At 60.8% G+C, this 14,518-nt stretch carries 13 protein-coding genes; 12 read left to right on the plus strand and 1 reads right to left on the minus strand.

Translation table 11 applies throughout. The annotated features are described in order from the left end of the window. Positions 1-70 precede the first annotated feature (70 nt). The 3 genes from C5L12_RS02595 (at position 71) to murJ (ending at position 5,865) form a co-directional block, all read left to right on the plus strand. Positions 71-1,099, plus strand: a complete 1,029-nt coding sequence (locus C5L12_RS02595) for a helix-turn-helix domain-containing protein (protein WP_105370465.1) — start codon at positions 71-73, stop codon at positions 1,097-1,099. 110 nt (positions 1,100-1,209) lie between these two features. After that, entirely contained in the window at positions 1,210-4,035 is a 2,826-nt protein-coding gene (locus C5L12_RS02600) for a [protein-PII] uridylyltransferase (RefSeq protein ID WP_105370466.1), read from the plus strand. A 258-nt stretch (positions 4,036-4,293) separates the two neighbouring features. Further along, the gene (gene murJ / locus C5L12_RS02610; RefSeq protein ID WP_105370468.1) at positions 4,294-5,865 is read left to right on the plus strand and encodes a murein biosynthesis integral membrane protein MurJ; all 1,572 of its coding nucleotides are present in this window, start codon (positions 4,294-4,296) and stop codon (positions 5,863-5,865) included. Here the strand turns inward: murJ and C5L12_RS02615 are convergent. Beyond that, positions 5,862-6,302, minus strand: a complete 441-nt coding sequence (locus C5L12_RS02615; protein ID WP_105370469.1) for a YcbK family protein — start codon at positions 6,300-6,302, stop codon at positions 5,862-5,864. The genes murJ and C5L12_RS02615 overlap by 4 nt on opposite strands. A gap of 801 nt (positions 6,303-7,103) precedes the next feature. On the opposite strand from C5L12_RS02615, the gene trpS reads away from it, so the two are divergent. The 9 genes from trpS (at position 7,104) to C5L12_RS02660 (ending at position 14,509) form a co-directional block, all read left to right on the plus strand. Beyond that, complete coding sequence (trpS, locus tag C5L12_RS02620) at positions 7,104-8,168, plus strand: tryptophan--tRNA ligase (protein WP_105370470.1); 1,065 nt, start codon at positions 7,104-7,106, stop codon at positions 8,166-8,168. A gap of 123 nt (positions 8,169-8,291) precedes the next feature. Further along, a complete protein-coding gene (locus C5L12_RS02625; protein ID WP_105370471.1) occupies positions 8,292-8,783 on the plus strand; it encodes a universal stress protein in 492 nt (163 codons plus the stop codon). 167 nt (positions 8,784-8,950) lie between these two features. Beyond that, positions 8,951-9,517, plus strand: coding sequence for a NifU family protein (locus C5L12_RS02630; protein ID WP_105370472.1), 567 nt, complete (start codon positions 8,951-8,953; stop codon positions 9,515-9,517). Positions 9,518-9,535: 18 nt separating this feature from the next. Then, complete coding sequence (gene tsaB / locus C5L12_RS02635; protein ID WP_105370473.1) at positions 9,536-10,195, plus strand: tRNA (adenosine(37)-N6)-threonylcarbamoyltransferase complex dimerization subunit type 1 TsaB; 660 nt, start codon at positions 9,536-9,538, stop codon at positions 10,193-10,195. An 8-nt stretch (positions 10,196-10,203) separates the two neighbouring features. Then, positions 10,204-10,698, plus strand: coding sequence for a GNAT family N-acetyltransferase (locus tag C5L12_RS02640; RefSeq protein ID WP_105370474.1), 495 nt, complete (start codon positions 10,204-10,206; stop codon positions 10,696-10,698). A gap of 39 nt (positions 10,699-10,737) precedes the next feature. After that, entirely contained in the window at positions 10,738-11,166 is a 429-nt protein-coding gene (locus C5L12_RS02645; protein ID WP_105370475.1) for a Fur family transcriptional regulator, read from the plus strand. Beyond that, the gene (olsA, locus tag C5L12_RS02650; protein ID WP_105370476.1) at positions 11,163-11,966 is read left to right on the plus strand and encodes a lyso-ornithine lipid O-acyltransferase; all 804 of its coding nucleotides are present in this window, start codon (positions 11,163-11,165) and stop codon (positions 11,964-11,966) included. Before C5L12_RS02645 ends, olsA begins: the two co-directional genes overlap by 4 nt. A gap of 42 nt (positions 11,967-12,008) precedes the next feature. Next, a complete protein-coding gene (gene miaB / locus C5L12_RS02655; RefSeq protein ID WP_105370477.1) occupies positions 12,009-13,430 on the plus strand; it encodes a tRNA (N6-isopentenyl adenosine(37)-C2)-methylthiotransferase MiaB in 1,422 nt (473 codons plus the stop codon). Positions 13,431-13,453: 23 nt separating this feature from the next. Beyond that, positions 13,454-14,509 (plus strand): PhoH family protein, encoded by a 1,056-nt coding sequence (locus C5L12_RS02660; RefSeq protein WP_105370478.1) that lies wholly within the window; start codon positions 13,454-13,456, stop codon positions 14,507-14,509. Positions 14,510-14,518 lie beyond the last annotated feature (9 nt).

Here is a 14,518-nt window from a genome sequence, read left to right on the forward strand (position 1 = left end):
ATGCTTTTCGACTTGGAACATGATAGGCATCGAAATCTGGATTTGAGGCGACTTTCGTCGGATATCTGCATTGCTCTCCATTCCCTTGCCATTCCTTGCCGGCCTTGTCTTCGCGCTGACGCTTTATCGCAGCCTGAAGGGCGTCGAAGTCCCCGGCACCCGCCGTTATTTTTATGCTTTTCTCGTCCTTTATGCCTTGCAGGGCATCGGTGTGGGTCTGCGCTTTGGTTATGGTGTCGAGGGGTTGACACCCTTTCTTCCAGTCTCGGCATCCCTCATGCCGCCGCTTGCTTTTCTGGCGTTTCGCGGTCTGACGGCGAAGCCTCTCCCGAGGCCCTTGCTCCATCTGCTGCCGCCGCTTGCCGTTTCGGTCGCTGTTGGCTTCTTCCGCGATCTGGTGGACCTGCTGCTGCTGGCGATCTTCCTCGGCTACGCTTTCGCGCTCTGGCGGCTCACCATGGCGAACGGCACCGAGGTCATGGCCGAGGCTTCGCTGCAGCGGATGCGCCCGGCGCTTCGTGCGGCGCGCCTCACTGCCGGACTGATGTTCTTCTTTGCCGTGAGCGACGCAGGCCTCGCCGTCTATGCAGGCCTCTACGGCTCCGATGACGTGCCTTTCGTGGTCGCCATCATGAATATCGCCGCAATCGCCGCCGTGGTGGTCTATTACTTCGCGCCGGAGCTTTCGGCTTCAGGCGCTCCGGCAAGGCCGGCAATGGAGGCGACCGCGGAAGACCGCGCCATCCTCGCCCGTGTGGAGGTGGCGCTGGAGGATCGCGAACTCTACAAGAGCGAAGATCTGAGCCTCGCGAAGCTTGCCCGCAGGACCGGCCTCTCCGTGCGGGATGTCTCTTCCGCCGTCAACCGCGCGACCGGGCTCAACGTCTCGCAATTCGTCAACAACCGGCGCGTCGCGGAAGCCTGCCGGCTCCTGCGGCAAAGCGAACGGACGGTCACGGCGATCATGTTGGATGTCGGCTTTTCGACGAAATCGAACTTCAACCGCGAATTCCGTCGCGTGACGGGCATGAGCCCGGCGCAGTACCGCATATGGGCCAAGCAGGCGCAAAGCGGCTCCGCAGAACCGAAGCGGACTTGAACTTTGTGTCGGGAAGAAACAACTTTGAAACGACCGGCAGTGATAATTGTTGGTCAAGGTGCCCCGAAATCGCTATAGCCTCCCCGGCAGGCCGGCACCGGCAGGATAACATGGCCAGACACGATATCGATTTTTCTGAACTGCTCGACGCAACCCGACTCAGGGCCGAATGCAAGGCGATCGCCGAGGACAAGAACCGCTCGCAGCTCGAACTCCGCGCCGCTCTCTTGCCGGTCCTGCGCCGCGCCAGCGTCGAAGGACGCGAAAAGGCGCGGGAACTGTTGGCCAGGGACGGCAGCGGGCTCGCCTGCGCGCGGCGCATTTCCTGGCTTCAGGATCAGCTAATCTGCGTCCTGCACGAAACCATCGCAGCCGGCCTCTATCCGGAGAGCAGCGCGATCGCGATCGCGGCTGTCGGCGGTTATGGTCGCGGCACATTGGCGCCGGGGTCCGATATCGACCTTCTCTTCCTTCTCCCGGAGAAAAATTCGGAGAATATGCGCAAGGCCGTGGAGTTCCTGCTTTACGTCCTGTGGGACCTGGGCTTCAAGGTCGGCCATGCCACCCGCACCCTCGAGGAATGCATCCGCCTGTCCAAGACGGACATGACGATCCGCACGGCCATCCTCGAGAGCCGCGACATCTGCGGCTGCGAGCGTCTGGTGAAGGAGCTGGAGACCCGCTTCGACAAGGAGATCGTCGCCGACACAGGCCCTGAATTCATCGCCGCCAAGCTCGCCGAGCGCGACCAGCGCCACCAGAAAGCGGGCGATACCCGCTATCTCGTGGAGCCGAACGTGAAGGAAGGCAAGGGCGGTCTTCGCGACCTTCACACCCTCTTTTGGATCGCGAAATATTATTACCGCGTCCGCGATACGGCCGATCTTGTCAAGCTCGGCGTCCTGTCGCGCGAGGAATGGCGCCTGTTCGACAAGGCGGATGACTTCCTTTGGGCCGTTCGCTGCCACATGCATTTTCTGACCGGCAAGGCGGAGGAACGCCTTTCCTTCGACATCCAACGCGAAATCGCCGAAAGCCTCGGTTACCATTCGCGTCCGGGCATGTCCGCGGTCGAGCGCTTCATGAAGCATTATTTCCTGGTCGCCAAGGATGTCGGCGATCTGACCCGCATCCTGTGCGCCGCGCTCGAAGAACATCAGGCGAAGGCGGCGCCGGGCCTGACCCAGCGTGTCATCTCGCGCTTTACCAAGCGGCTGCGCAAGATCCCCGGCACGGTGGAATTTGTGGAAGATCGCGGCCGCATCACGCTTGCCGACCCGGATGTCTTCAGGCGCGATCCGATCAATATCATCCGCTTCTTCCATGTGGCGGATATCAACGGGCTTGAGCTGCATCCGGACGCGCTGAAGCACATGACCCGATCGCTGTCGCTGATCGACAACGACGTTCGCGAGAACGAAGAGGCCAACCGCCTCTTCCTCTCCATGTTGACCTCGCGCCGTGACCCAGCCCTCATGCTCCGCCGCATGAACGAGGCGGGCGTTCTCGGCCGCTTCATTCCCGAGTTCGGCAAGGTCGTGGCGATGATGCAGTTCAACATGTATCATCACTACACGGTCGACGAACACCTGATACGCTCGGTGGAAGCGCTGTCCGAGGTGGACCAGGGCAAGGCCGCCGATATTCATCCGCTCTCGAACAAGTTGATGCCGAGCATCGAGGATCGGACGGTGCTTTACGTCGCCGTCCTGCTGCATGATATCGCCAAGGGTCGCCAGGAGGATCACTCGATCGCCGGCGCCCGCATTGCGCGCAAGCTCTGCCCGCGGCTCGGGCTCAACCCGAAACAGACCGAACTGGTCGTCTGGCTGATCGAGGAACATCTCCTGATGTCGATGACCGCCCAGACGCGCGACCTGCACGATCGCAAGACCGTTACCGACTTTGCCGAAAAAGTGCAGTCGATGGACCGGCTTAAGCTGCTCCTGGTGCTGACCATCTGCGATATCCGTGCGGTCGGTCCGGGCGTCTGGAACGGCTGGAAGGGCCAGCTCCTGCGCACGCTTTATTATGAGACCGAGCTGCTCCTGTCCGGCGGCTTCTCGGAGCTGTCGCGCAAGGAGCGCGCCAAGCAGGCGGAAGAGGAGCTTTTCAAGGCGCTCGTCGACTGGAGCCAGAAGGAGCGCCGCACCTATTCCAAGCTGCATTACCAGCCTTATCTGCTCTCGGTATCGCTGGACGATCAGGTGCGCCACGCCAAATTCATCCGCGATGCGGACAAGTCCGGCCAGGCGCTTGCTACCATGGTCCGCACCGACTCGTTTCATGCGATCACCGAGATTACCATTCTGGCGCCGGACCATCCGCGCCTCCTGTCGATCATCGCCGGCGCTTGCGCCGCGGCGGGCGCCAATATCGCCGACGCGCAGATCTTCACCACATCCGACGGGCGTGCGCTGGACACGATTCTCATCAATCGCGAATTCCAGGTGGACGAGGACGAGCTTCGCCGCGCCGGCACGATCAGCCGCATGATCGAGGACGTGCTGTCGGGCAAGAAACGCCTGCCGGAAGTTATCGCCACGCGCGCCAAATCCCGCAAGCGCAACAAGACCTTCGTCCTGCCGCCCTCCGTCACCATCTCGAACGCGCTTTCGAACAAGTTCACCGTCATCGAGGTGGAGTGCCTGGACCGTACCGGCCTGCTTGCGGATATCACAGCGGTCCTGGCCGACCTGTCGCTCGATATCCATTCAGCGCATATCACCACCTTCGGCGAAAAGGTCATCGATACGTTCTACGTAACCGATCTCGTCGGCTCGAAGATCATCAACGAGAACCGCCAGGGCAATATCTCCGCGAGGCTGAAGGCCGTCATGTCGGAACAGGAAGACGAGTTGAGAAGCGGCATGCCGACCGGCATCATCGCACCGGCCCCGACGCCTGCCCAGCGCAAGACCAAGGCCAGCGCGTGAGCCGTCTTTGATGAACACCTTTGCTTGGAAGTACACCCCCCTCTGGCCTGCCGGCCATCTCCCCCACAAGGGGGGAGATCGGCTGGTGGCAACGGTGTCACCAAACAATAGGCGCCACTATTCGGCTCTTCGCCAATTTGGCGGGAAAAGCGCGCCGCTTGTAATCTCCCCCCTTGTGGGGGAGATGGCCGGCAGGCCAGAGGGGGGCGGGCTTGCTGAAGCCGGTGCTATTTCGCACGACACGATGAGCCCCACCCAATGAGCCTTGTCAGAAAATTCGCGACCGTCGGCGGTGCGACGCTTGGCAGCCGTATCTTCGGTTTCGCGCGTGAGACGCTGATGGCGGCCGCCTTGGGCACCGGGCCGATGGCCGATGTCTTTTATGCCGCCTTCCGCTTTCCGAACCTTTTCCGGCGCCTGTTCGCCGAAGGCGCCTTCAATGCGGCCTTCGTGCCGCTCTTCTCCAAGGAAATCGAGGCGAACGGCATAGAAGGCGCCAAGCGGTTTTCGGAAGAGGTCTTCGGCGTTCTGTTTTCGGCCCTGATGATCATCACCATCGTCATGGAACTGGCCATGCCGTGGCTGGTGGAATGGGTGATCGCGCCGGGTTTTGCTGATGACCCGGAAAAGACGTCGATCACGATCCGCATGGCGGCCGTGATGTTCCCCTACCTGATGTGCATGTCCTTGACGGCGATGATGAGCGGTATGCTCAATTCGCTGCATCATTTCTTTGCGGCAGCGATCGCCCCGGTCTTCCTCAATGTCGTGATGATCGCGGCCCTGTTTTATGGGCTTTGGATCGGCGCTGAACCGCTCACCATCGCCTGGTATCTCTCCTGGAGCGTACTGGTCGCCGGCATCCTGCAATTGGCTGTGGTCTATGTCGGCGTGCGCCATGCCGGCATCAATATCGGCTTCCGCCGCCCGAGAATGACGTCGAACGTCAAGCGCCTTCTCGTCCTCGCCGTGCCGGCGGCCGTGACCGGCGGCATCACCCAGATCAACCAGATCATCGGCCAGGCGATCGCATCCGGCAAGGAGGGCGCGATCGCGGCACTTCAATACGCCGACCGGATCTATCAGCTTCCGCTCGGGGTGGTCGGCGTTGCGGTCGGGGTCGTCCTGCTGCCGGAGCTCGCAAGAGCCTTGAAGGCTGGCCATGTGAAGGAAGCTGCCAATACCCAGAACCGGTCGATCGAGTTCGTGCTGTTCTTGACGCTGCCGGCCGCCGCAGGTCTTTGGATACTTTCGGAAGCGATCATCCGGGTTCTCTACGAGCGCGGTGCCTTTTCGGCGGAAAACACTGACGTCGTGGCTTCCATTCTCGCCATCTATGGTGTCGGTCTTCCGGGCTTCGTGCTGATCAAGGCGCTGCAGCCGGGCTTTTATGCCCGCGAGGATACCAGGACGCCGATGCGTTTCACCATGGTCTCCGTCGTCCTGAATTCCGTCCTGGCGATCTCGCTCTTTCCGCTGATCGCCGAGCGCGGCATCGCGACGGCGGAGGCGGCCGCCGGCTGGATCAATACCGTCCTGCTCTTTTCGACGCTCCTCTGGCGCGGCGACCTTGCTTGGGAATGGGCGCTTGCGAAGCGGCTCATCCTGCTGCTGGTCGCCGCCGGCATCATGTCGGCAGCACTCGTCTATGCGCTGCCCTATGCCGGGCCGTGGCTGGCGCCGCAGGTTTCGCTGCTTTATCAGGTTGCAGCACTCGGCGCCCTGCTGATGCTTGCCATGGTGGTCTATTTTGCCGCCGCTTTCCTGATCGGCGGCGCCGATATCGGCATGATCCGGCGGAACCTGAAGCGAAAGCCGAAGGTAGGCTAGCCTCTCGACCGTCGCCCGCAATGGACCCAGCGCCGTTTAGGCCCGATATCCACGTGGACGATGCCGTTGCAGTAGCGCCCGATGCCGCCGATTCCAGGCGCGCTGGAAGCCGCCGCAAGGATCGTCCGTTCCGAAACGCCGGGCACGCGGATATCTGCGGCGTAGCAGTTGCTGTGCTGCGATCGGCCTGATCGTGGCCGGTGACCGGACGTCACCATCGGCTTTCGGCCGGTCTGCTTTGCGATATGGGCAAGAATGGCTCCGAGTTTTTCCGGAAAACAGTTCGTCCGGACGCTCACCCGTTGCACGGTGTAAAAGGCGGTATAGTCGTGTCTGAAAATGTTGCCTCGGCGTTTCTGGCTTTCGCCGGCTTCGGCGTTCACATTGAATCCGAGCGCCAGAAGGCAGGTAAGCGCGACGCGAAAAATATTGCGCATGACATCCCCCGAGATGAGACCCGTCGTTCATGACGGATTAACCGTGGTACGGGGAGAGTATTTCTTTTCCAAAAGAGGCGCGAATAAGGAGGCTTTTGCTCAAAAATGGGAAAGTTCCTGCCTTAAAGGCTAACAGGCGTTAATCTTTTCGGATGAGGGGGAGCAAGAAAATTCCCCTTTATAGGTAGGCGACGGAAAGCTTGAGACCAAAAGTGGTAGGTGGATCAGCTTTCGCCATTCCTTTCCCGGCATCGGCTGTCCGGGGATGATTTTCTTCCATCCCCGCCCGTTTTTCAAAGACATAGACGAAATATTATCCCCCCGCATCCCCGCCCGCACCGGCTCCGCCTAGAATTTGCCTGCCCCGCTTCGGCTACACCGGCCCGCATAACCGGCGAGGCGGGACCGGTGATCTGGCGAACCGCCCTTATGCAAGCGGATCGTCAGGGGCTGCGCAGAAAATGGTTCCCCTCTCGCCGGAACCGGCGGGGCGTGCGTGTGTCGCACACAAACCGGCCCTGATAAACATCATCGACAAACGGGTCGCCACAGAGGAACCGGAGTTGCGCGGAAAAACACACCGAACGGGACACGTCGCGTGTCACCTAAACTAATTTATACGAGGCACACGACGTGTCCCGGCCGAAACTGAAAAATCACGACAGCACCAAGGGACGAGTCTGCCTTGAAATAAAGCCCCGCGCGCCCCTTGATCCCGCATCCTCCACCGTGCATAAGCCCGCGCGTTAGCAACATGGCCCTTCGGGCCTGGGGCCCTCCACCAGCCTATCGAGGACGATAATGAATTCCTTCAAGCCGCTTGTTTTTTCCGGCGTTCAACCGACCGGCAATCTCCATCTTGGCAATTATCTCGGCGCAATCCGCAAATTCGTCGCACTCCAGGAAAACAACGACTGCATCTATTGTGTCGTCGACCTGCATGCGATCACCGCCCAGCTCGTCCATGACGATCTTCGCGGCCAGATCCGTTCCATCGCCGCAGCCTTTATCGCCTCGGGCATCGACCCCAGGAAGCATATCGTCTTCAATCAGTCGGCCGTGCCGCAGCATGCCGAACTTGCCTGGATCTTCAATTGCGTCGCCCGCATCGGCTGGATGAACCGCATGACCCAGTTCAAGGACAAGGCCGGCAAGGACCGCGAAAACGCCTCACTCGGCCTCTTGGCCTATCCGAGCCTGATGGCCGCCGACATCCTCGTTTACCGCGCCACCCATGTGCCGGTCGGCGACGACCAGAAGCAGCACCTCGAGCTTGCGCGCGATATCGCTCAGAAATTCAATATCGATTTCCAGGAGAAGATCCGCGCGACCGGCACCGGCGTCGACATGGTCGTCGGAGAGGAGCCGATCCACGGTTATTTCCCGCTGGTCGAGCCGCTGATCGAGGGTCCGGCGCCGCGCGTCATGTCGCTGCGCGACGGCACCAAGAAGATGTCGAAATCCGATCCGTCGGATCTTTCGCGCATCAACCTGATGGACGAGCCGGAAGAGATTGCCAAGAAGATCCGTAAAGCCAAGACCGATCCTGAAGGTCTGCCGAGCGAGGTCGAGGGACTGAAGGGGCGCCCGGAAGCGGACAATCTCGTCGGCATCTATGCCGCGCTCGCAGACAGGACGAAGGCCGATATTCTTTCCGAGTTCGGCGGTCAGCAGTTTTCGGTCTTCAAGCCGGCGCTTGCCGATCTCGCGGTCAGCGTGCTTTCGCCGATTACCGCCGAGATGCGGCGGCTTCTGGGCGATACGACCCACATAGATGCGATCCTTCGCGATGGCGGCGAGCGCGCCCGCGCCCGGGCCGAGAAGGTCATGGGCGAGGTCTTCGATATCGTCGGCTTTCTGAAATAAGTCAGGCGTCACGGAAAGATTGCATACCCGCCATGGCTTTCATGGCGGGTTTTCATTTTTCGCTGTTGGTATAAGTTCGCCATCGCGACCGCTTCGGTCGTGAACCGGCGAAGAGGGGGCAGCATGGTTTCAAAACGGCTTTCTCGGCTTGAAGGGCATCGTCGCAAGTTCATGGCGGTCATCGATGGAACGCCGGAATGTGAAAAGGCCGTCCATTATGCCGGCCGTCGCGCCAAGAATTCGAATGGAGGCCTGGTTCTCCTGTTCGTGATTCCCGAAGGCGATTTCCAGCAGTGGCTCGGCGTCGAGCAGATCATGCGCGCCGAGGCGATGGAAGAGGCCGAAGCGGTCATGGCGAAGGCGGCGCAGCGGGTGCGCGAAACGATCGGCATCGACCCGGAAATCGTCATCCGCGAGGGCAGTGCCACGGAACAGATCAATCAGCTGGTCGAGGAGGACCGCGACATCGCCATCCTCGTTCTCGCCGCCGGTTCCGCCAAGGAAGGGCCGGGGCCGCTTGTATCGTCCATCGCCGGCCGGGCGGCGGCCTTCCCGATCCCAGTTACCGTGCTCCCGGATACGCTCACGGCCGAGGAAATTGACGCCCTTTGCTAGAACAATTCGAGGAAACGTGCAGCGGTTTTGCGTCTGAGATAGCGTCAAGACAAAGAGCCCGCTTGACCTCGAAATGGTAAAGACGCACTTGAACCAAAAGATGATACGGCTTATCTTCTTTTGAAGAATTCTAAATTTCAGGGGCGACATTGCCCGGGAGAAACAAAATGTTCATTCAGACGGAAGCCACACCCAATCCGGCGACCCTGAAGTTCCTGCCGGGCAAGGTGGTCATGGAAAAGGGCACGGCGGATTTCCGCAATGCTGCGGAGGCGGAAGTCTCTCCGCTCGCTGCCCGCCTCTTCGCGATCAACGGTGTGAGCGGCGTCTACTTCGGTTACGATTTCATCACCGTCTCCAAGGAAAGCGCCGAATGGCAGCACCTGAAGCCTGCGATCCTCGGTTCGATCATGGAACATTTCATGTCGGGTCAGCCGGTCATGGGCGGCACCTCCACGCTTGCCGAAGTCTCGGACGAGGAAGGCGAATTCTTCGACGAGGATGACGAAACCATCGTTGCGACGATCAAGGAGTTGCTGGAGACGCGTGTTCGCCCGGCCGTCGCTCAGGATGGCGGCGACATCACCTTCAAAGGTTTCCGCGACGGTACCGTCTATCTCAACATGAAGGGCGCATGCTCGGGCTGCCCGTCCTCGACGGCAACGCTGAAGCACGGTGTGCAGAACCTGCTGCGCCATTTCGTTCCGGAAGTGCAGGCGGTCGAGGCTCTCTGAGCCCGCCGATTCCTCCGCATGATCGTTTTGGCCATTGATACCGCCGGGGTGGATTGTTCCGCTGCGCTGTTTGACAGCGCGGAGGGCAAGGTCCTGTCTGCCGTTACTGAAACAATCGGCAAGGGCCATGCCGAACGGCTGATGGCGGTGATCGATCAGGCGCTTTTCGAAGCCAATCTCCCGCTTGAAAGGGTGGGTCGGATCGCCGTCGTCATTGGCCCCGGCTCCTTTACCGGCATCAGGGTGGGGGTGGCCGCGGCTCGCGGACTTGCCTTGGCACTCGGCGTAGATTCCGTCGGCGTGACCACGCTGGAGGTCCTGGCTCGCAGCTATCTGGCCGGACATCCGGGCAAAGGGGTGGTCGCCGCCATGGACGCCAAGCGCAACGAGATTTATGCGCAGGCATTTTCCGGTGAAGGCACGGCCCTCAACCAGGCCGCGGCCCTTTCTGCCGAGAATGTGGCCGGGCTTGCCGGGACTTTCTCCGCCGTCGTCATCGGCTCGGGTGCAGCCGCTTCCGCCGGCAGCGGCGAAGGCGCCGGTTCCGACCGGTTCGATATCGCCATGGTCGCCCGTATCGGTGCTGAAAAACCGCTGGATGCGGAGCGTCCGAAACCGCTATATCTTCGCGGACCCGATGCGAAGCCGCAGACCGGCTTCGCCCTTGCACATATCTGACTGCTCCGATGTTCGACGACTACCTGAGTTGGAAGCCCTTTTTCGAAATCGTGCCGATGGAAGTCGCCGACTGCCCGGAAATATCCCAGCTGCACGGTCAGCGGTTTCCGCGCCAGTGGAATGACGGCGAGTTTCAGAGCCTGCTCCTGCAACAGAATGTTTTCGGCTTCGTGGCGCGCCAGACCAATGCCTTTTTCTCGAAGCCCCTTGGTGGTTTTGTCCTGTCGCGCGAGGCGGCGGGTGAAGCGGAAATCCTGACTTTGGCGGTGAACGAGAAGTTCGGCAGGCAGGGGCTCGGCTGGCGGCTGATGCAGGCCGCCCTCAGGGAGGCCGCAGCCCGCGGCGGTGAGAGTATGTTTCTCGAGGTCGAGGCCGCAAACCGTGGGGCGGTCGGACTTTATCGCAAGCTCGGTTTCGAGAAGGTCGGGGAACGGCCGGCCTATTATGCGGGGACGGATGGGACACGATCCGCGGCGCTTGTCATGAGCCGCGTTCTTCGTTAGTCCCTAACTTCAGACTGGAACGTTTCGAGGCCAAACGACATGACAGACCTTTCCAAAACCCTGGAGGAGCTGTGTGCGGAAAAGGGCATGCGAATGACGGACCAGCGTCGTGTGATTGCCCGTATCCTGCAGGAATCCGCCGACCATCCGGATGTCGAGGAACTTTACCGCCGCTCCTCCAAAGTCGATCCGCGTATCTCGATCTCGACTGTCTATCGCACCGTCAAGCTGTTCGAGGACGAGGGGATTATCGAACGGCATGATTTTCGCGATGGCCGCTCGCGTTATGAAACCGTGCCGGAAGAACATCACGACCACATGATCGACCTCACTACCGGCAATGTCATCGAATTCCGCTCGGCGGAAATCGAAGCGCTGCAGGAGCGAATTGCCCGCGAGCACGGCTTCCGCCTCGTCGGCCATCGGCTGGAGCTTTACGGCATCCCGCTCGACAAGGACGATAAGTGATAACCTGGCTGCGGATCGGCCTCATTGTCGTCTCCCTCTTCGCAGTCACGCTGATCCTTTTGCCGTTCCAGCTGGTTGGCCTCCTCTTCGACCTCAAGATCCGGCGTCGCGTCCCGCGCTACTGGCACAGGGCAGCCTGCTGGTTGCTCGGGATCCGCATCCACGTACACGGGCATCTCGAGTACCGCCGGCCGCTGATGCTCGCCTCCAACCATGTGTCATGGAAGGACATTCTGGTGCTCGGCGCGGTGGCGGATGTCGTCTATATCGCAAAAGCGGAAGTTGCCGACTGGCCGATTTTCGGCACCCTGGCAAAGCTCCAGAAGAGCATTTTCATCGCCCGCGAGCAGAAGCGTCGGACGGGAGAGCAGGTAAACGAGATTGCCGAGCGGATGAAGGCAGGCGAGATCGTAGTGCTTTTTCCCGAGGGCACGACATCGGACGGCAACCGGCTCATGGAGGTCAAATCATCGCTCTTTGGAGCGGCGGCCGCCGCGGCGCCTTACACGTCCGGAGGCGTCGTGCATGTCCAGCCGGTGGCGCTCGCCTATACCCGTGTGCATGGCATGGCGATGGGCCGCTTCCACCGGCCGATCGCGGCTTGGCCGGGCGATATCGAACTCGTCCCGCATCTGATGGGCGTGCTGAAGGAAGGCGCGCTCGATGTCGATGTGGCGTTCGGCGAAACGGTGGATTTCCGCACCGGGGACAATCGCAAACATCTGAGCCAGGCAATCACCAGCCGCATCCGGCGCATGCTGATCAGGCACCTGCGCGGCCGCGACTATGAAGGCATGTAGGAAATGCTTCATTTCCCGGCCCTCTTGCGGTAAAGAGCCCGCATGAACGAACACGTCTCCCTCTCAGTTCCGGCCGAAGAGCCGCCAGCGCGTCCGAATGAGCGCGCCAACAGCCGCAAGGTCTTCATCAAGACCTACGGCTGCCAAATGAACGTCTACGATTCCGGCCGCATGACCGATGCGCTGGCAGGCGATGGCTATGTGGCGACCGAAGAGATGGGTGAGGCGGACCTGATCCTCCTCAATACCTGCCATATCCGCGAAAAGGCGGCCGACAAGGTCTATTCGGCGCTCGGGCGTCTGCGCGACATGAAGAAGGCAAGGGCCGCTGAGGGCAAGGAATTGATGATCGGCGTGACGGGCTGCGTCGCGCAGGCCGAAGGAGAGGAAATCCTCCGCCGCGCCCCCGCCGTCGATGTCGTTATCGGCCCTCAAACCTATCATCGGCTGCCGGAAGCGCTGAAGCGCGCCCGGGCCGGTAACCGCGTGGTCGATACCGAATATGCGGTGGAGGACAAGTTCGAACATCTGCCGGCAACGGAAAAGGCAAAGATCCGCGCCCGCGGCGTGACCGCTTTCCTGACGGTGCAGGAGGGCTGCGACAAGTTCTGCACCTTCTGCGTGGTGCCTTACACGCGGGGTTCGGAAGTCTCCCGGCCGGTGCAGCAGATTTTGGACGAAGCCCGGCGGCTGGTGGATGCGGGTGTTCGCGAAATCACGCTTCTAGGCCAGAACGTCAACGCCTGGCGCTCTGAAGGCGAAAAGGGCGAATGGAGCCTCGGCGATCTTCTCTACAGATTGGCGGAAATCCCCGGTCTCGCGCGGCTGCGTTACACGACGAGCCATCCGCGCGACATGGACGACAAGCTGATCGAGTCGCATCGCGATCTGCGTGCGCTGATGCCCTATCTCCACCTGCCGGTGCAGTCGGGCTCGGATCGTATCCTCAAGGCCATGAACCGGCGTCACACGGCGGCGGAGTATCTCCGTCTCGTCGAGCGCATACGCACTGTCCGTCCGGATATCGCGATGTCCGGCGATTTCATCGTCGGCTTTCCGGGAGAGACCGATCAGGATTTCGAAGACACGCTTCGCATGGTCGAAGAGGTGAACTATGCGCAGGCCTATTCATTCAAGTATTCGACCCGTCCCGGCACTCCCGGCGCGGATCTGTCCGATCAGGTTCCGGAGGACGTGAAGGCCGAAAGGCTCGAAAGATTGCAGGCCTTGCTCTTGAAACAGCAGGCCGACTTCGCCAAATCCTGCGTTGGAAAGGTCATCGACCTGTTGCTGGAAAAGCCCGGCCGCATGCCCGGACAAGTTATTGGACGTTCTCCATGGCTCCAGTCTGTGAATGTTGATGCAAAAACTTCGCAAATCGGTGACATTGTTAAGGTGCGAATCATCGGAACCGGCCCAAACAGCTTGTTTGCCGAACCGGCAGAGAGTTTAATCGGGCCCTGAACCAAGAATAGGAGCTTGCCTGCTTGAACGGACATGAATTGGTTTCTTCACCCGCGCGCCAACCCCGATCCGCCGTGACCGACGCCAATCACTTCGTCCTGACGTTCGAGAACAACAGGTTCGCAAGCGAGCTTTTCGGACAGTTCGACCAGAATTTGAAGCTTCTCGAGGAGCGGCTGCATATCGATGCCCGTCCACGCGGCAACTCGGTCGCCATTTCCGGGGACCTGACCGCTACCAACCAGGCCCGCCGGGCCCTGGATTTTCTTTACGACCGGCTTCAGAAAGGCGGCTCTGTGGAAGTATCCGATGTTGAGGGTGCTATCCGCATGGCGCAGGCGGCCGACGATCAACTCACTCTTCCGACGTTGGAGCGTAAAGCCAAGTTGTCGATGGCTCAAATTTCCACCCGCAAGAAGACGATTGCGGCGCGCACTCCCACCCAGGACGCCTATATGCGGGCGCTGGAACGGTCGGAGCTTGTTCTGGGGGTCGGACCTGCCGGCACGGGCAAGACCTATCTCGCTGTCGCCCATGCCGCCCAGCTTCTGGAGCGCGGCGCCGTCGACAAGATCATCCTGTCCCGCCCGGCCGTCGAAGCCGGCGAGCGCCTGGGCTTCCTGCCCGGAGACATGAAGGAAAAAGTCGATCCCTATCTCAGGCCTCTGTACGACGCGCTCTACGACATGATGCCGGGCGACAAGGTGGAGCGGGCGATCACCGCCGGCGTCATCGAGATTGCGCCGCTCGCCTTCATGCGCGGCCGGACGCTTGCCAATGCCGCGGTTATTCTCGATGAGGCTCAGAACACCACATCGATGCAGATGAAGATGTTTCTGACGCGTCTGGGCGAAAATTCCCGGATGATCGTCACGGGCGATCCGAGCCAGATCGACCTGCCGCGTGGGGTCAAGTCCGGACTGGTCGAGGCCCTGCAGGTGCTGAAGGGCGTGGAAGGCATTTCCGTCATCCGCTTCAAGGACACCGATGTCGTCCGCCACCCGCTGGTCGGCCGCATCGTCAAGGCCTATGACGCGCAATATGCCGTTCACGAGGAAAGCGAGGACTTCGATCGTTAAGATCGAAGC

The sequence above is a fragment of the Neorhizobium huautlense genome (assembly GCF_002968575.1).
GTDB classification, from domain to species: domain Bacteria; phylum Pseudomonadota; class Alphaproteobacteria; order Rhizobiales; family Rhizobiaceae; genus Neorhizobium; species Neorhizobium huautlense.

Coding starts and splice junctions, on each gene's coding strand:
- C5L12_RS02600 (WP_105370466.1), top strand. CDS start 1,210: ATGGCCAGACACGATATCGATTTTTCTGAACTGCTCGACGCAACCCGA.
- C5L12_RS02630 (WP_105370472.1), top strand. CDS start 8,951: ATGTTCATTCAGACGGAAGCCACACCCAATCCGGCGACCCTGAAGTTC.
- tsaB (WP_105370473.1), top strand. CDS start 9,536: ATGATCGTTTTGGCCATTGATACCGCCGGGGTGGATTGTTCCGCTGCG.
- trpS (WP_105370470.1), top strand. CDS start 7,104: ATGAATTCCTTCAAGCCGCTTGTTTTTTCCGGCGTTCAACCGACCGGC.
- C5L12_RS02615 (WP_105370469.1), bottom strand. CDS start 6,302: ATGCGCAATATTTTTCGCGTCGCGCTTACCTGCCTTCTGGCGCTCGGA.
- C5L12_RS02625 (WP_105370471.1), top strand. CDS start 8,292: ATGGTTTCAAAACGGCTTTCTCGGCTTGAAGGGCATCGTCGCAAGTTC.
- miaB (WP_105370477.1), top strand. CDS start 12,009: ATGAACGAACACGTCTCCCTCTCAGTTCCGGCCGAAGAGCCGCCAGCG.
- C5L12_RS02640 (WP_105370474.1), top strand. CDS start 10,204: ATGTTCGACGACTACCTGAGTTGGAAGCCCTTTTTCGAAATCGTGCCG.
- C5L12_RS02645 (WP_105370475.1), top strand. CDS start 10,738: ATGACAGACCTTTCCAAAACCCTGGAGGAGCTGTGTGCGGAAAAGGGC.
- murJ (WP_105370468.1), top strand. CDS start 4,294: ATGAGCCTTGTCAGAAAATTCGCGACCGTCGGCGGTGCGACGCTTGGC.